Origin of the sequence: Streptomyces umbrinus (assembly GCF_030817415.1) — a bacterium.
In the GTDB taxonomy this organism is placed as follows: domain Bacteria; phylum Actinomycetota; class Actinomycetes; order Streptomycetales; family Streptomycetaceae; genus Streptomyces; species Streptomyces umbrinus_A.
This window is the reverse complement of sequence record NZ_JAUSZI010000002.1, coordinates 9,782,764-9,799,709: the sequence shown is the minus strand read 5'-3', so window position 1 is coordinate 9,799,709 and position 16,946 is coordinate 9,782,764. Positions and strand designations below refer to the sequence as shown.

At 72.1% G+C, this 16,946-nt stretch carries 11 protein-coding genes and 4 pseudogenes; 11 read left to right on the top strand and 4 right to left on the bottom strand.

The genetic code is table 11. From position 1 onward, the window contains the following. Window positions 1–33: 33 nt before the first annotated feature. The 4 genes and pseudogenes from QF035_RS43305 to QF035_RS43290 form a co-directional block, all read left to right on the top strand. Window positions 34–816: an SGNH/GDSL hydrolase family protein gene (locus QF035_RS43305; RefSeq protein ID WP_307527011.1), complete on the top strand. Its 783-nt coding sequence runs from the start codon at window positions 34–36 to the stop codon at window positions 814–816. A 210-nt stretch (window positions 817–1,026) separates the two neighbouring features. Further along, the gene (locus QF035_RS43300) at window positions 1,027–1,368 is read left to right on the top strand and encodes a DUF4326 domain-containing protein (RefSeq protein WP_307527010.1); all 342 of its coding nucleotides are present in this window, start codon (window positions 1,027–1,029) and stop codon (window positions 1,366–1,368) included. A gap of 147 nt (window positions 1,369–1,515) precedes the next feature. Next, entirely contained in the window at window positions 1,516–2,955 is a 1,440-nt protein-coding gene (purB, locus tag QF035_RS43295) for an adenylosuccinate lyase (RefSeq protein WP_307527009.1), read from the top strand. A 457-nt stretch (window positions 2,956–3,412) separates the two neighbouring features. Continuing rightward, a pseudogene (locus tag QF035_RS43290) lies at window positions 3,413–3,496 on the top strand (mismatch-specific DNA-glycosylase); the annotation flags it as partial. A 4-nt stretch (window positions 3,497–3,500) separates the two neighbouring features. Here the strand turns inward: QF035_RS43290 and QF035_RS43285 are convergent. Continuing rightward, window positions 3,501–3,947, bottom strand: a complete 447-nt coding sequence (locus QF035_RS43285) for a hypothetical protein (RefSeq protein ID WP_307527008.1) — start codon at window positions 3,945–3,947, stop codon at window positions 3,501–3,503. Between the two features lie 165 nt (window positions 3,948–4,112). Here QF035_RS43285 and QF035_RS55945 point away from each other — a divergent pair. Continuing rightward, window positions 4,113–4,226, top strand: a pseudogene (locus QF035_RS55945) (DNA-binding response regulator); the annotation flags it as partial. 105 nt (window positions 4,227–4,331) lie between these two features. Then, window positions 4,332–5,489, top strand: a complete 1,158-nt coding sequence (locus QF035_RS43275; protein ID WP_307527007.1) for an ROK family transcriptional regulator — start codon at window positions 4,332–4,334, stop codon at window positions 5,487–5,489. Window positions 5,490–5,559: 70 nt separating this feature from the next. On the opposite strand, the gene QF035_RS43270 is transcribed toward QF035_RS43275, so the two are convergent. Then, window positions 5,560–6,321 (bottom strand): GntR family transcriptional regulator, encoded by a 762-nt coding sequence (locus QF035_RS43270; RefSeq protein WP_307527005.1) that lies wholly within the window; start codon window positions 6,319–6,321, stop codon window positions 5,560–5,562. Between the two features lie 243 nt (window positions 6,322–6,564). Beyond that, complete coding sequence (locus QF035_RS43265; protein WP_307527003.1) at window positions 6,565–7,449, bottom strand: RNA polymerase sigma-70 factor; 885 nt, start codon at window positions 7,447–7,449, stop codon at window positions 6,565–6,567. 216 nt (window positions 7,450–7,665) lie between these two features. Between QF035_RS43265 and QF035_RS43260 the strand changes: the two genes are divergently transcribed. After that, window positions 7,666–8,496 carry an alpha/beta fold hydrolase gene (locus QF035_RS43260; protein ID WP_307527001.1) on the top strand — a complete coding sequence of 277 codons (831 nt, stop codon included), beginning with the start codon at window positions 7,666–7,668 and terminating at the stop codon, window positions 8,494–8,496. A gap of 96 nt (window positions 8,497–8,592) precedes the next feature. Here the strand turns inward: QF035_RS43260 and QF035_RS43255 are convergent. Beyond that, window positions 8,593–9,381: pseudogene (locus QF035_RS43255) on the bottom strand (EamA family transporter); the annotation flags it as partial. A gap of 47 nt (window positions 9,382–9,428) precedes the next feature. On the opposite strand from QF035_RS43255, the gene pdxR reads away from it, so the two are divergent. From pdxR to QF035_RS43235, 4 genes and pseudogenes are all read left to right on the top strand, one after another. Further along, a complete protein-coding gene (pdxR, locus tag QF035_RS43250) occupies window positions 9,429–10,874 on the top strand; it encodes a MocR-like pyridoxine biosynthesis transcription factor PdxR (protein ID WP_307526999.1) in 1,446 nt (481 codons plus the stop codon). A 181-nt stretch (window positions 10,875–11,055) separates the two neighbouring features. Further along, window positions 11,056–12,636, top strand: coding sequence for an alkaline phosphatase D family protein (locus QF035_RS43245; RefSeq protein ID WP_307526997.1), 1,581 nt, complete (start codon window positions 11,056–11,058; stop codon window positions 12,634–12,636). A gap of 245 nt (window positions 12,637–12,881) precedes the next feature. Further along, window positions 12,882–14,286, top strand: a pseudogene (locus tag QF035_RS43240) (SWIM zinc finger family protein). Beyond that, window positions 14,283–16,943: a DUF7824 domain-containing protein gene (locus QF035_RS43235; RefSeq protein WP_373466818.1), complete on the top strand. Its 2,661-nt coding sequence runs from the start codon at window positions 14,283–14,285 to the stop codon at window positions 16,941–16,943. The pseudogene QF035_RS43240 and the gene QF035_RS43235 overlap by 4 nt, the downstream one beginning before the upstream one ends. Window positions 16,944–16,946 lie beyond the last annotated feature (3 nt).

Below are 16,946 nucleotides of genomic sequence, written 5' to 3'. Positions count from 1 at the left end.
TGGGTATGTGCACGGGTTATCATCTCTTCCGCCATGCAGACGAATGCCACCTACACCAGTCTTGTCGCGATCGGCGACTCCTTCACCGAGGGCATGTCGGACCGCCTCCCCGACGGCTCGTACCGGGGCTGGGCCGACCTCCTCGCGGCCCGGATGGCCGCTCGGACACCCGGGTTCCGGTACGCCAACCTCGCGGTACGCGGAAAGCTCATCGGACAAATCGTCGCCGAGCAGGTCGACGTCGCCGCGGCCATGCAGCCCGACGTGATCACACTCGTGGGCGGGCTCAACGACACCCTGCGGCCCAAGTGCGACATGGGGCAGGTCCGCGGGCTCCTGGAGGAGGCCGTCGAGCGTCTCGCCCCCGCCTGCAAACAGCTCGTCCTGATGCGCAGCCCCGGCCGCCAGGGCCCGGTACTGGCACGGTTCCGCCCGCGCATGGAGGAACTCTTCGCCTGCGTCGACGACCTCGCGTCCCGGCACGGCGCGCTCGTGGTCGACCTCTACGGGGCACCGTCACTGGGCGATCCCCGGATGTGGGACGTGGACCGGCTGCACCTGACGGGCGAGGGACACCGACGGGTCGCCGAGGCGGTCTGGCAGACGCTCGGGTACGACGCGGAGGACGCCGACTGGCGCACCCCCGTGCCGCCGTCCCCGCCACCCGGCTGGGGCGCCCGCCGCACCGCCGACGCGCGCTTCGCCCGGCAGTACCTACTGCCGTGGATCGGCCGCCGCCTCACCGGCCGCTCGTCGGGCGACGGCCGCCCGGCCAAGCGACCGGACCTGCTGCCGTACGAGACGCCGGGGGCGTAGGCCACGACGAGGGCCCGGGGCGCAGGGTTCAGGAGGCGTCAGGCTTTTGGCCGCGACAAGCGGGCCGGTGCATCGAGCCGCCTGGGCACCGAGTCGGTCGGTGGCGTCGAGTCGGCCAGTGGGGTCGAGGCGGCCGGTGGCGCGCGCCGCCCATGCGGCGCATGATCGGGCTCGCCCGCCGCGAGCCGCGCCAAGGGAACGGAGTCCGCTGTGACCACCACAGTCATCAACCTCAAGGGCCACATCCACGACTTCGGCCCCCGCCTGGAGCACGCCCCGGCGGACCTCGTGTACGTCGGCCGCCGCTGGACCATGGGGCACTGGGATCTTCCTCAGCACCCGCTCTACAACCCGTTCGCCTACGACACCGCCACCAAGAAGCGCGACGGCACCCGCGCCGAGGTGATGGCCAAGTACCGGGCGTACCTCCTCGAACGCCCCGAGCTGCTCGCCCTCGTGCCGGAGCTGCGCGGCAGGACGCTGGCCTGCTGGTGTGCGCCGGAGCTGTGCCACGGCGACATCCTGGCGGAGCTGGCCGACGCGGGATCGTAGACCGTCGGGCGGAATCCGTGGATCACCACTGGAGGAATCCGTGGATCATGGGCGGGCCCCCTCCCGGCCGCACGCCGCTCTCTCGTAGCTTCCGACAAACAGGCCCGTGGCGCTGGCCTGCAGGAACCGCCAGTAGAATCCGTACACGTGACTGCGCCCGCAAAGCCCCGTATCCCGAACGTCCTCGCCGGCCGCTATGCCTCGGCCGAGCTCGCCACCCTGTGGTCCCCCGAGCAGAAGGTGAAGCTGGAGCGTCAGCTCTGGCTCGCTGTGCTGCGGGCCCAGAAGGACCTCGGGATCGAGGTGCCGGAGGCCGCGCTCGCCGACTACGAACGGGTCCTCGACCAGGTCGACCTGGCCTCGATCGCCGAGCGCGAGAAGGTCACGCGGCACGATGTGAAGGCGCGGATCGAGGAGTTCAACGACCTCGCCGGGCACGAGCACGTGCACAAGGGCATGACGTCCCGGGACCTCACCGAGAACGTCGAGCAGTTGCAGATCCGGCTCTCCTTGGAGCTGATGCGCGACCGCTCGGTAGCCGTCCTGGCGCGCCTGGGCAAGCTCGCGGGTGAGTACGGCGAGCTGGTCATGGCAGGTCGCTCGCACAACGTGGCGGCGCAGGCGACGACGCTCGGCAAGCGTTTCGCGACCGCCGCCGACGAGCTGCTCGTCGCGTACGGCCGCGTCGAGGAGCTGCTCGCCCGCTACCCGCTGCGCGGCATCAAGGGCCCGGTGGGCACGGCCCAGGACATGCTCGACCTGCTGGGCGGGGACGCGGCCAAGCTCGCTGACCTGGAGCAGCGGATCGCCCGGCACCTGGGCTTCTCGCAGGCGTTCACGTCCGTCGGCCAGGTCTACCCGCGCTCGCTCGACTACGAGGTCGTGACGGCGCTGGTGCAGGTGGCCGCGGCGCCCTCGTCCACCGCGAAGACGATCCGGCTGATGGCCGGGCACGAGCTGGTCACCGAGGGCTTCAAGCCCGGTCAGGTCGGCTCCTCCGCGATGCCGCACAAGATGAACACCCGCTCCTGCGAGCGCGTCAACGGCCTGATGGTGATCCTGCGCGGCTACGCCTCGATGACGGGCGAGCTGGCGGGCGACCAGTGGAACGAGGGCGATGTGTCCTGCTCGGTGGTGCGCCGGGTCGCGCTGCCGGACGCGTTCTTCGCGCTGGACGGTCTGCTGGAGACGTTCCTGACCGTGCTCGACGAGTTCGGCGCGTTCCCGGCCGTCGTCGCCCGTGAGCTGGACCGCTACCTGCCCTTCCTCGCGACGACCAAGGTGCTGATGGGCGCGGTGCGCGCGGGCGTCGGCCGTGAGGTCGCGCACGAGGCCATCAAGGAGAACGCCGTCGCCTCCGCCCTCGCCATGCGTGAGCAGGGCGCCGAGCGCAACGAACTGCTCGACAAGCTCGCCGCGGACGAGCGCATCCCGCTGGACCGCGCCGGGCTCGACGCGCTGATGGCCGACAAGCTGTCCTTCACGGGTGCCGCCGCCGACCAGGTGACCGCCGTCGTCGCCAGGATCGAGGAGATCGTGAAGCGGCACCCCGAGGCCGCCGGTTACACGCCGGGGGCGATCCTCTGACGCGGTTCACCCGCCGATCTGGAGACCCCGCCTGCGACCGTCTTGTACCGGCTGTCGTCATGGACGGCCGCAAGCGGGGTGATCGGGTGCACGTGTGGGTGCTGCCCAACCGTTCCTTGGGACTGAGCAGGAATGAACCCGACCAGCCGCACGCCCCGAACGGTGTTGGGCGCACTGGTCGTCCGCTTTCGCGTCCTGGGCGGCGACACGGATCCTGTCCGTGGTCCGAGCCAGGTGGGCGGAGTCCCTCACGACCTGGCCTGTCAGTGTGGCCACAGGCGACGGGGAGGCCCTGAACCATCTCGCTGGTGGAGCAGGGGCCCCGCACGCTGGCGCCGCACTCGACGTCCCAGATCGCACCGTGACGTTACCCCGATCGGCCCAGGGCTTCACAAGCCCAGAAGGCGACCTTCATACGATCGAGTTAAACCGACCTCGTACACGCTCCCCAACGAGCAGTCCTTGTGGTGTGAACGCGCACTGGACGGCGGCGACGATGGCGGAGGAGTTCGGCCGGTTGCGGGAGGCCGCGCAGGCGTGACGGGTCACGGCGGGGCCAACTCCGTGACCAGCGCGAAGAGTTGGAACTCCAGCCCCTCCCTCGGCTCCGAGACCCCTACGGCGACCCAGCGCCCGGTGCCGTCGGCCTCCCACAGGTCCACGTATCTCACGTAGGCGCTGAGGTAGGCCCACGGCTTCGGTATCTGCTCGTCAGGGTCCTCGGAGCGCAGGAAGACACCGTCCAGGCTCGTGGGGTGCGCCTGTCCCCAACGCTCGTTCAGCCGCTGTGAGACGCCCTCTCTGTAGGCGATGAACTGGTGCGCGATCTCCGTCCGCTCCCCCTGGTCACCCGTCCCCGAGCCGTGCGTCGTCTCCAGCACCACCAGGTGGTAGCCGGGTCCCCCCGCGCCGATGTCCGACCAGCCGTCCGCCGCGGGGAAGTCGCGGACGCACAGCTCGTCGATCGTGGCGAGGTGTCGCTCAGTGGTCATGAAGTCCAGTAAAGCGGTCACCACTGACACTTGGCGGCCCGTCAGGTGACAACGTGTGCTCGGGTGCTCGGGTTCACGCGTCCCGACGGCGAACACTCCAGGCTCCGGCCAGGAGCGCGGCCCCGCCCACCCCGCCGTCACCGCGAGATCGCCCGGGCGGCTGCCGTCGGCGCCGAGGCGGTGAAGTCCCACATCAGCGCCGTACCGGCGAGGCTGGGGGTGCGGGACCGTGCACAGGCGGTGATCTCGGCGTACAGGTCGGGGTTCGTGGCGCCCGGCGGATCCGGGCCCGGGGCAAGGAGGGGGTCCCCGGCACTCGCCGGAGGCCGCCGCGCCGAGTACGATCCGCCCAACCAACACGCGCACTAGCTGGGAGGACGGACGTTGGGGCGGTTGACCGGCGGGGATCCCTCTCTGCTGCGGAGGATCAATTCCGCGGTGGTGCTGCACGCGCTGCGCGCCACGGAGTTCGCGACGCTCACCGAGATCACCCGGGTGACCGGGCTGTCCCGGCCCACGGTCGAGGGTGTCGTCGAGGGGCTCATCGAGGGCGGGCTCGTCGTCGAGACGGCGGCCGAGGAGGGCGCTGCCCGGCGCCAGGGCCGTCCCGCGCGCCGGTTCCGCTTCCGGGCGGAGGCGGGCCATCTGCTGGGCCTGGAGATCGGCCCGCACCGCGTGGCCGCGCTCCTCTCGGACCTGGACGGCAGGATCCTCGGCTCGCTCGCCAAGGACGTGTGCGAGACCGCGTCGGCGGACGAACGGCTCGACCGGCTGCGTACGGCCGTCGCGGAGCTGCTGCGCCGCGCCGGGGTCGCGCGGGGGTCCCTGCGTGCCGTCGGCGTGGCGTCGCCCGGGATAGTCGAGGCCGACGGCACCGTACGGCTCGGTACGGCGCTGCCGGAGTGGACGGGGCTTCCTCTGGGTGAGCGGCTGCGCCGTTCCTTCAAGTGTCCGGTGCTGGTCGAGAACGACGCCAACGCGGCGGCGGTCGCCGAGCACTGGAAGGGCGCGGGCACCGAGTCCGACGACATGGTGTTCGTGCTGGCCGGACTGAGCCCGGGCGCCGGTTCCCTCATCGGCGGGCGGCTGCACCGCGGCTACGGGGGCGCGGCGGGTGAGATCGGCGCGCTCCACCTGCTGGGCCGCGAGGTCACTCCGGAAACGCTGCTGTCCACGACGGACGAGCCGCTGCATCCCCTCGACGAGCAGGCCGTCGCGGAAGTGTTCACCCACGCGCGTGAGGGCGACGAACGGGCCCTGGCGGCCGTCGACCGCTTCATCCAGCGTCTGGTCCACGACGTGGCCGCGCTCGTTCTGGCGCTCGATCCCGAGCTCGTGGTGATCGGCGGCTGGGCGGCGGGCATCGACGGCGTACTGGAGCCGCTGCGCAAGGAGCTGGCCCGCTACTGTCTGCGGCCGCCCCGCGTGACGCTGTCACTCCTGGGCGAGGCAGCGGTGGCGACGGGCGCGCTGCGGCTGGCGCTCGACCATGTGGAGGAGCAGCTGTTCGCGGTGGAGGGCACCGTGACGGCACGCCGCTGAAGGACTCCGGAACGCGGAACGCGTCGCGACCCCGGAGTCCCGGGGCGCGACGCGTACGAGCGGCGGATCGTCAGGAGGCGCGGCGCTCCGGGTCGTGGTGGATCTCCACGCCGCCGGCGTCGCCGAACGTCAGCCGGCAGGTGTCGGCGCGGTATGTGGCGACGGAGACCGCCGCCGTGCCTCCCTCGGCGACAAAGCGGGTCGTGACGACGAGGACGGGCGCGCCGGGGAGCCGGTCGAGTTCCTTGGCGTCGTCCGCGCGGGCCGAGCCCAGCTCCACGGAGCGGTCCTGGCTCTCCAGGCCGAGGCGCTGGAGCTCGCGCAGTACACCACGCGCGCGTGCGGCTCCCGAGGGCGCGTCGATGCCGGAGAGGTCGGGCACCGAGGCGGCGGGGATGTAGAGCAGTTCGGCGGCGACGGGCTGACCGTGCGTCACCCGGGAGCGGCGCACAATGTGCACCTGCTCGTCGGGTTCGGTCTCCAGGGCCTTGGCCACCGCCGAGGGCGGGACCGCCAGCGCGCAGTCCGCGAGCTGCCAGGCGTCGCCGACCGCGCCCGGCCACGTGTGCTGCTCGGAGCCGACGGCCACGCCCATGCGCGGCGGTGCCACGGTCGTGCCGACTCCGCGACGGCGCTGGAGCCGGCCTTCCAGTTCGAGCTGCTCCAGGGCCTGGCGGAGCGTGGCCCTGGCGACGCCGAACCGGGCTGCGAGATCACGCTCGTTGGGCAGGATCTCGCCCACCGAGAACTCGGAGTCCAGTGCTTCGCTGAGCACGGTCTTGAGATGCCAGTACTTGGGCTCCGGCACCGTATCCAACTGCGTGGTCCCCACCGTGTCCTCCGCAATCGCCGTGTCCCGGCGGCTTTTAACGCCCTTGTTTATTAAAGGTTCCTGCACTATCCCTGCGACCATATGGCGGCCTCAACCCTTGGTCAAGACCAATCCTCGATCCGTTACAGCTCGCACAGATGTGTTTACACAGAGCGTTCATACGGTGTTCGCGATGCGCCGTATCGGTGACACAAAGGCAAAGCCCCCGCCTGGTGGACGGGGGCTCGGGCCGGGCGGAGCGTGTCAGTCGACGGCGAGCGACAGCAGCTTCTCAGGGTTGCGGATGATGTAGACGCACTGGATCCGGCCGTTCACGACGTCCAGCTGGAGGACACTGTCGGGCTTGTCGTCGGACAGCACCAGGAGCGCCGGTCCGCCGTTGACCTCCAGGAAGCGGAACGATGCTTCCGCAACGCCCTTCCGTGAGATTCCGGCGATGAATCGGCCCACCTTGTCGGCCGACTCCAGGACCCGCAGCGGCGCCTGGGCCAGGCCGCCACTGTCGCCCACCAGGCGTACGTCGGGGGCCAGTAGGGACATCAACCCCTCGATATCGCCCTCCGTCGCGGCGGCGAGAAACCGTTCGGTGAGATCGCGCTGCTCGGCGGGGTCGACCTCGTAGCGCGGCCGCTTCTCCTCGACGTGCCGACGGGCCCGCCCGGCGAGCTGCCGCACCGCGGACTCGCTGCGGTCGAGCGTGACCGCGATGTCCGCGTACGGATAACCGAAGGCCTCCCGGAGCACGAACACCGCGCGTTCCAGCGGCGACAGGGACTCCAGGACGACGAGAACGGCCAGGGAGACGGAGTCGGCGAGCACCGCCCGCTCCGCCGTGTCGGGCACAGTGGCCCCGAAGTCGGTGACGTACGGCTCGGGCAACCAGGGCCCTACGTAGGCCTCCTTGCGGGACTGGGCGAGCCGTAGCCGGTCGATGGCGAGCCGTGTCGTGACGCGCACCAGATATCCGCGCGGTTCGCGTACGTCGGAGCGGTCGGCGCCGGACCAGCGCAGCCATGCCTCCTGGACCACGTCCTCGGCGTCGGCCACCCGGCCGAGCATGCGATAGGCGACGCCCGTCAGGACGGGCCGGTGTTCTTCGAATACCTCGGTCACGGTGTCGGTAGCCACGGCACCATCCCAACCCGACGTGTCGGGTCATGTCCAGGCGAATAACGGGTGGTCCCGCACACTCCGGCCCTGCGTACGGGACCCGGCCAGGAGGTACGCGGAGGGCGTCGAGGACCGTACGCCCCGGAGGTTGAAGACCTCCGGGGGCTACCCGCGGGTAGCAATTGCTGACAAGGTGTCTAGGAGTCAGCCGGTCACCAGACGAGGAGCAGCTCCATGTCCGCCACGGTCTCCTTCAGCGTCCCCTCTCCGCGTGGCCCGCGGACCGTGACCCTCGCGTACGCGCGCGTGGGCAGCGGCGAACCGCTCCTGCTGCTGCACGGGATAGGCCACCACCGGCAGGCCTGGGACCCGGTCGTCGACATCCTGGCGGCCGAGCGCGACGTGATCGCGGTGGACCTGCCCGGCTTCGGCGAGTCGCCCGCGCTGCCGGACGGACTCGCCCACGACCTGCCGACGATGAACGCTGCGCTCAGCGGGCTGTGCGAGGCGCTGGAACTCGACCGGCCGCATGTGGCGGGCAACTCCCTGGGCGGGCTGCTCGCCCTGGAGCTGGGCCGCGAGAAGCTCGTACGGTCCGTCACGGCGCTGTCGCCCGCCGGGTTCTGGTCCCCCGTCGAGCGGCGGTACGCGTTCGGTCTGCTGCAGGCGATGCGGGCGGCCGCGCGGAGCATGCCGCTGCCGATGGTCGAGCGCCTGTCCCGGTCGGCGGCGGGCCGCACCGTGCTGACCAGCAGCATCTACGCGCGCCCGGGCCGCCGTTCACCCGAGGCGGTCGTCGCCGAGACCCTCGCGCTGGCCAATGCCCAGGGCTTCACCGAGACGCTCAGGGCCGGTGGCTCGGTGCAGTTCTCCGACGACGTCCCCGGACTTCCCGTCACCGTCGCGTGGGGCACCAGGGACCGGATTCTGGTGCGCCGCCAGGGGATCCGGGCCAAGCAGGTCATTCCGCGGGCCCGGCTGGTGCGGCTGCCCGGCTGTGGGCACGTCCCGATGAACGACGATCCGGCGCTGGTCGCCCGGGTCGTCCTGGACGGCAGCCGCTGACCTTACTCGCGTCCGGCGGCTCAACGCGCCTGATCCCAGGGCCACTCCGGCACCGACAAGGGCGCTGCCGACGGCCTGGGGCAGCCCGTAGGAGCCCGTTCCGACGAGCGGGGCCGTGCAGGCCGCCGCGACGGGGATGAGCCCGGAGAAGAGCGTGGCGCGCTCCGCGCCGATGCGCTGCATGCCCATGTACCAGCAGACGAAGCCGATGACCGTGACGATCGCCGCCTGCCACAGCAGGGCGGCGGTCTCGGTGGTGTCGGGCATCCGCAGCCAGGCGCGGCCGTCGACGATCACCCCGGCCACCGCCGACTCGAGGGCCGCGACTCCGCACACGGTGGCGGACAGCAGCCGCGGCCCGAGCGGCCGCAGCACGGGCACGGCGAGCACCGCGAAGCCGACCTCCCCCACGAGCGCGCACAAGGAGAAGGCGATTCCGGCTCCGTCGGCGCGTCCCCACCCCTGGACGGCGAAGGCACCGCAGGCCACCAGCAACGCCCCGTACAGGACGATCCGTTGGGGCCGACGGCCCTCCAGGAGAGGTACGAGAACGGCCACGACGACCGGGGCACAGCCTACGAAGACACCCGGTACCGCGGGTTCCGCGGTCCGTTCGGCCGCGATCACGGCGAGGTTGAACCCGACCATGCCGACGGCCGCGAGCAGCGCGAGCCGGGTCCACTGGGCCGGCGTCAGGGTGCGCAGGAGTGCCGCGCCGCCCCGGCCGACCAGGGGCAGGAGCAGCAGACAGGCGAGGCCGTAGCGGACGAACTGGCCGCCCGCGTACGGGTAGTGGCCCAGGACGCTGTTGGCGGTGAAGGAGCCTCCGACGAGGACGCAGGCGAGGGCGGCGAGCAGAGCCCCGCGGGTGGTGGTGGCGTTCATGCCCATGACGCTATGAAGGGCGGCGGCCCGGTTTAAGGTCCACTTCCATGACGTCATCGGGGACCAATCCGGATACGCCCGGAGAGGCGGAGTGGGCCGCCGCGTGGGAGCTGCTCCTGCCGGCCGCTTCGGCACCGGCACGCGCGCGTGGCCGTTCGCTGCAGGCCGCGCTGCGCGAGGCGGTCCGTTCGGGGCGGCTGGCGTCCGGCACCCGGCTGCCGTCCAGCCGTGAACTCGCCGCCGATCTCGGGGTGTCCCGGGGCCTGGTCACCGAGGCGTACGAGCAGTTGACCGCGGAGGGCTATCTGCGCAGCGACCGGGGTGCCGGGACGTGGGTCGGCGGGGCCGTCCGGGCCGCCCTCCCCCGCGCGCGGGACCTCGCTCCCCGCTCCCCCGGCGCCCGGGCCGACTTCCTGCCCGGCACGCCCGATCTGTCGCTCTTCCCGCGCGCTGCCTGGTCGGCCGCGCAGCGCGGGGTGCTCGCCGAACTGCCGCACCACACGCTGGGATACCCGGACCCGCGTGGGCTGCCCCGGCTGCGTACGGCTCTCGCGGAGCTGCTGGCCCGTCGCCGGGGCGTGGTCGCGGATCCGGAGCGGGTGATGGTCGTCTCCGGTGTGGCGCAGGCGATGACACTGCTCGGATTCGTCCTCCACGCGCGCGGGGTGCGCACCGTCGGTGTGGAGGATCCCGCGAGCCCCGAGCACGGCACCCTGTACGCGTCGGCGGGCATCGGCACCGTACCGCTGCCCCTGGACGACGAAGGGCTGGCCACCGGGCCGCTCCGGGCGTCGGGCGTACGGGCGGTGGTGACGACGCCGGCGCACCAGTTCCCGTCGGGGATCGCGTACTCGGCTCGGCGCCGCACCGAACTTCTCGACTGGGCACGCGCCGTGGACGGGCTCGTCGTGGAGGACGACTACGACGGGGACTTCCGGTACGACCGGGCCCCGGTGGGCGCCCTTCAGGGACTCGATCCGGAGCGCGTCGCGTACACGGGGTCGGTCAGCAAGTCCCTGGCACCGGGGCTGCGGCTCGGCTGGCTGCTGGTGCCGGAGGCGCTGGCCGAGGAGGTCGTCGAGCGCAAGCGCACGATGGACCTCGGCAATCCCGTCGTCGACCAGGCGCTGCTCGCCCGCTTCGTGGAACGCGGCGACTACGACCGCCAACTCCGCCGCTGCCAGCGCGCGTACAAGGAGCGCCGCGACACGCTCGTCGCGGCCCTGGAGGACCACTTCCCCGGCGCGGAGATCTCCGGCATCGCCGCCGGCCTCCACGTCATCGCGTCCCTGCCCGACCGCTACGGACCACAGGACCGCTTCCTGACCCGAACGGCCGCGGCAGGCATCGCCCTCCGCCCCCTCACGGCCTACACACGCGCTCCGACGGAGGACGACGTGGTGCGCCTGGTACTCGGATACGCCCACGTCCCCCCGACACGCATCCGAGTGGGCGTGCGCCTGATGGCGGCGGCGGTGATCCCGGCCCAGTAAGGGGGCGCGGGGAACTGCGGGCTCAGCCCCCACAACCCGCACGACGTCCTCCGACCCGCACCACCCCGGCCCAACCCAGCGGAGCGGATCGTGTTTGTTCACTTGTGGTTTGTGTGCGCGCTGCGGCACACCAGTAAGTCTGGCCCTGCACACTGGTCGAACCCGTCCCAGGAGGCGTCCCATGTCACACCGCCCGCCGAACCCGTTCCCCGGCCGCCGCAGCGTACTGCGCGGCTCGCTCGCCGCGTCGGCGGCGCTCGCCCTGCCCTCTTCCGTCGGCACGGCCCCCTCGTTCGCCCTGTCCGGCCGGCCGAAGGCGCAGTGGGGTGTGCAGGCCGGAGACGTGACCACGAACTCCGGCCTCGTCTGGGTGCGTTCCGACCGTCCCGCGCGCATGATCGTGGAGACCTCCGCGACCGAGTCGTTCCGCAGGCCGAAACGGTGGCACGGCCCGCTCCTGGGCGCCGACACCGACTTCACGGGTACGGTCCCGCTGCGCGGTCTCCCTGCGGGCGAGCAGATCCACTACCGGGTGACGCTGGCCGACCCGGACGACTACCGCCGCACCGGTGAGCCCGTACCGGGCACCTTCCGGACCGCCCCCGCCAAGCGGCGCCAGGACGTCCGGTTCCTCTGGTCCGGCGACATAGTGGGCCAGGGCTGGGGCATCAACCCGGACATCGGCGGCCTCTTCGCGTACGAGGAGATGCGCCGTCTGAACCCGGACTTCTTCCTGTGCAGCGGCGACACGATCTACGCGGACGGCCCCCTGTCGGCGTCCGTGACGCTCCCGGACGGCCGTGTCTGGCGGAACGTCACCACCGAGGAGAAGTCCAAGGTCGCGGAGACCCTCGCCGAGTACCGGGGCAACTTCCGCTACTCGCTGCTCGACGAGAACGTACGCCGGTTCAACGCGCAGGTGCCGACGATCACCCAGTGGGACGACCACGAGGTCGTCAACAACTGGTACCCGGGCGAGATCCTCACCGACGCCCGCTACACGGTGAAGGACGTCGACACGCTGGCCTCCCGCGCCCGCAAGGCGTTCAGCGAGTACTTCCCGATCTCCACGCTCCCCTCCACGGGCGAGGACGGCCGGGTGCACCGCGTCGTGCGCCACGGTCCGCTGCTGGACGTGTTCGTGCTCGACATGCGCACGTACCGCAACGCCAACTCCCCGGGCCGGCAGACCGACGACACCAACGGCATCCTGGGCGCGGAGCAGCTGGTCTGGCTGAAGCGGGAGCTGGCACGGTCACGCGCCGTGTGGAAGGTGATCGCCTCGGACATGCCGCTCGGCCTGGTCGTGCCGGACGGCGCGACGGACATCGAGGCCGTCGCGCAGGGCGACCCTGGCGCGCCGCTCGGCCGCGAGCTCCAGATCGCGGAGCTGCTGCGGTTCGTCAAGCACCGCAGGATCACCGGCACGGTGTGGCTGACGGCGGACGTTCACTACACCTCGGCGCAGCACTACGACCCGTCGCGCGCGGCCTTCAAGGACTTCGCCCCGTTCTGGGAGTTCGTCTCCGGTCCGCTGGCCGCGGGCGGTTTCCAGGCGAACGCGCTGGACGGCACGTTCGGTCCGGACCGGGTCTTCGTCAAGGCACCCGACAGGGCGAACGTCTCGCCGATGGAGTCCCCGCAGTACTTCGGCGAGGTCGACATCGACGGTGGCAGCGGCGAACTGACGGTCCGTCTGCGGGCCACCGGCGGGGCGGTGCTGTTCACGAAGGTGCTTCAGCCGGGGCGTGTGGGCCAGTAGTTCGCGTGCGCGCGGGCCGGCGGGTCAGTTTTCGAGCGGGTCGGCGGGTCCGCGCACGAGCCGGCCGGTGGGTCCACGTACGAGCGGCGGCGGTTTCACGTCTGCGCGGGGCGGCTGGTCCCGTACTCTCGAACCTCGTGCCGCGTACCGGAGTCATCCCCCGGTGCGCGGCACAGTCGTTGGCCCATTTCTTGGGTTTTCGCAGGTCAGCGTCGATTGTCAGTGGTCGCCTCTACGGTTTTTCCATGACTCGATCTTTGCAGGCCGTGGCCTACACCCGACCCTCCGCCCTGGAATCCGTACCGGGCGGACGGCGCCTGGGACTTGAGACCTCGCGGGGTGCGACGCCCCGTGGCGTGGAGGACCATCCGCGGTTCTTCGCGGGCTTCCTGACGTCGCCTCAGGTGGCCTCGGCGGGTCTGCTCGCGGTGGCCGACGTGGCGGGCGCGCGGTACTACCAGCAGCAGCTGAGGGCTTCGCTCGACCCGGTGGTCACGGGCAACGGCGACCGGCTCCGCTTCGAGTCCTTCTCCGGGTGCGGCGGGGTGTACGCGCGTCTGGACGTGCTGGACACGGGCCTGGACGGCGGCGAGGTGGGCCACGGCACGACGAACGTCGACGTCAACAACCCATTGCGGGAAGCCCTGTCGAGGATCGGCTCGGACGATCCGCTGCATCTGCGCGTCGGCCCGGACGAGATGGCCGTGACCACCCTTGACGGGCCGGTCGTGGAGAAGAAGGTGCCGCTGCCGGACCGGTGGCTGCGGGGGTTCGCCGAGGCCCAGGTGATAGCTGCCGGCTTCGACCTGCGGGCCGAGCTGCCGGCGGCGGAGGCTGTTCGGTTCCTGCGGTCCCTGCCCCGTTCCACGGCGCGTGGCGCCTCCAGGAGTGCAGGATGGGTCGTGCCGTCCGGGCGGGGTCTGCGGCCCACGACCAGGCCGCTGCCCGGAGCCGTGTGCCTGCCGGGCCCGGAGCGGCTGATCGCCCTCCAAAGGGTGCTCCGCCACGCGACGGCACTGCGGGTGTACGGTCCTTCGCTCGCCGGAGCCGCCGCGGCAGCCAGTGCCTGGGAGGTCGTTCTGCACGGGATGCGGCTTCACGCTGACGCTGTCCCCGGAGGCTTCGCGGGGATTCTCAGGTGAGGGCGGTGTCCTGGACGCGCTGGCCACCGACGAGGCCGCCGAGGACGCGGAGCTGATCTCGGTGCTCCTCGCCTGGGAGCCCCGGATCGACGTCGGGGATCTGTCCGCAGCCTCGGGTCTGCCTGCCGAGCGTGTGCGGGCCGCCCTGGTCCGTCTGGGCACCTCGGGACGTGTCGGGTACGACACGGCGGAAGCGGCCTACTTCCACCGCGAACTGCCCTATGACGCCGAGCGCGTGGAGCGGCACAATCCGCGCCTGCGCGCGGCCCGGGCACTCGTCGCGGAGGGCGCGGTGGTCCTGGACGGCGCGCTCGGCACGGTGACCGCGCAGGACGGGCAGGCGCACCGGGTGCGCGACGACGCGGGGGTACTGAGCTGCAGTTGCCTGTGGTGGGCCAAGTACCGGGGAGGGCGCGGACCGTGCAAGCACGCTCTGGCCGTGCGGATGGCCCGCCGGGGAGCGATGGCCGGACAGACAGAGGTTCTGATCGACGGGGGTGTGCGATGAGCGGTGCGGTGTCGGCGAATGAAGCGTTGCTGAGGGCTGTGCAGGCCGGGCGGATGGGCGAGGCCGCGGGGCTGCTGGACGGAATGACGGATGGTGAACGACGGGCGTGTCTGCCCGCGTTGAAGGACCTCCGCAAGGAGTTGCGGGCCGCGCCCTGGGACGCCGCGTCGCGGAAGGCGTATCCCGCGCTGCACGCGGCCGGGGCGGCCTGCCACACCGGAGCGGCCGGGACTGCGACCTGGCTCACCGCCGCCGATCTGCGCTGGTCCCAGGCCTCGCCCGGAGTGCTGCTCCATGTGCTGGGCGACCGGGAGCGCGACTGGCTGGGCGACGTGGCGCACCGCCTCGCGGAGCGCCCGCCGCTCGCCCAGGTGCCGTACGAGCTGATGTCGGGCCTTGTACGGCTCTCCGGTTGCCCGGTGCCGACGACCGAGACCTACGTGGTGGGCTGGATCGAACAGGTCGGCAGCCTGTGGCAACGCGGGGACACCATCCTTCAGCGGCTTCGCCAGGACCCGTACACGGCGGAGCTGGTCGCCGCCGTCTTCGAGATCCCGGACATCGGGAGCCGCCTGGACTGGCTGTTCGGTGACGGCCCGGACAGCTGGTTCAACGCGCTCGCGCAGCTCACCCGCGAAGGCACTCTCGACCGGAAGGCCACGGTCGACGCCTGTGTGGCCCGTCTGCTCCGCGGCGGCGTGCCGTCCGACTCCCGGGTGTTCCTGCGGCTGCTGACGGCGCTGGAGCTGACCCGGGACGAGGAGCGGGAGCGGGCCGCCGACTGGCTGGCGCTCGCCTCCGACGCGGCGTCCACGGTGGCCTCGCACGCCCAGTCGGTGCTCGGCTCCCTCGCGCTGGACGGCGAGTTGACGCCCCGGCAGCTCGCGGAGATGTCCGGCGGTGTGCTCTTCCGTACGGAAAAGAAGCTGGTCCGGGCTCAGCTCGTACTGCTCGGGAAGGCGCTCCGGCGCGACCCGTCGAGCGCGGCAGAGCTGCTCCCCGCGGTGGCCCAGGCCTTCGGACACGAGGACACGGACGTGCAGGAGCGGGCGCTGAAGCTGGTCGAGCGCCACCTCACCGGGGCATCCCCGGAGGTGCGGGGCGAAGTGGCCGACGCGGCCGGGGAGTTGAGCCCGGGACTGCGCCTGCGCGCCACGGAGACGCTGGGCCTGGACGGGGCCGACCAGGTGCCGGAGCCCTATGCGGAGCTGCTCCCGCCCGCGCCCGAGCCGGCTCGGGTCCCGCCCGCGCCGGACTCGGCGGTCGAGCTGGCGGAGGAGGTCGGCGCCCTGCTGGCGTCCGGGGGTGACGTGGCGGCGTTCGAGCGCACCCTGGACGGTCTGGTGCGGCACGGGTACCGGGACCGGGACGCGCTGGCCGAAGCGCTGAAGCCCGTGGTCTCGCGGCTCTGGTGGGTCGACGCCGACCCGCAGTACACCTCGGTGGAGAAGTACTTCCGCGCGGACCCGCACGGCCTGGAGGTCGTGCTCGCGACCCTGCTGGGCCAGGTGAGTACGGCCACGCTGCACAGGGCCGACCAGCACGGGCCGATGACGGACCCCTGTGTGCACAGCGCGGTGGCCGTCGCCTTCAACGCCCGTCTGTGGGAAGCGGCCCACCGGCTGCGCGCCGACCCACTGCCGTTCCTGCTGGCCACGCCGACGTGGGGGTCGGGCCTTCTGGAGCCGGACGAGTTGGTGGCCCGCCTCGACGAGTACCGCCGGCTGGGCGCCCGGCCAGGGGAGGCCGACTTCACCCAGGCACTGCTCCGGGTGCGGCGCGACGACAGCGCAGCGGCCACTGCAGCCGCCGAACAGGCAGCGGCTCTCGGCACGGCGGAAGGCAACCGGCTGGCGCTGTGGCTCACGACCGACGGCCCGTCCATGCCCAGAAGCAGCCGACGCACCTCAGGGGTCCGCATCCTGCTCGAACTCGGCGAACTCGACGGATTGCCGGGAGAGTTCCCCCCGGCCTTCCGACGGCTCGGCCGGCCCGTGGGACTCTTCGAGGCGCGCGCATACTGCGCCCACTACTGGGACCGGGCCGAGCGACACCACTGGCTGGCCGTGGTGCCCGGGCGGCGGGAGCTGGTGGCCGCGCGACTGCTGCGCGAACTCTCCTCGGTCGCGGTGGAGGGCACCCGTGGCGATGCCTCCGTACTGCCGCTGCTCGCCGAGGCGCCGGGCGAGGCGGGTGAGGCCGTGCATCTCGGTGTGGCGTACGGGCTGGGCGCGCGCCACCCGGAGGACCGGCTCAGTGCGGTGGACGCGCTGCTGGTGCTGGCCGCGCGAGGGCAGTTGGACGCCGAGAGACTCGGCGCGGATCTGGGGCAGCTGATGCACCGCGGGGCGGTGAAGCCGCTTCGGCTCGCCGAGTCCGTACGGACCGCGGCGACGACCGGCGCGTACGGCACCGTCTGGGAGATACTCCGCGCCGCGCTCCCCGTGCTGCTCGCCGATCTCGCGACGGACGGCGCCGCCGCGTCAGCCCGAGGGTTCGGGGAGCTGCTGACCGTCGCCGCCGAATGCGCCGAACGGACGGGAGCGCGCGGCTGCATGGCACATCTCGAACAGGCGGCGGACCGGCGTGGTTCGTCCCGGCTCGTCACCCAGGCCCGCCGGCTGCGCGCCACACTGGATCACGGGGTGGCCGCCTGAGCG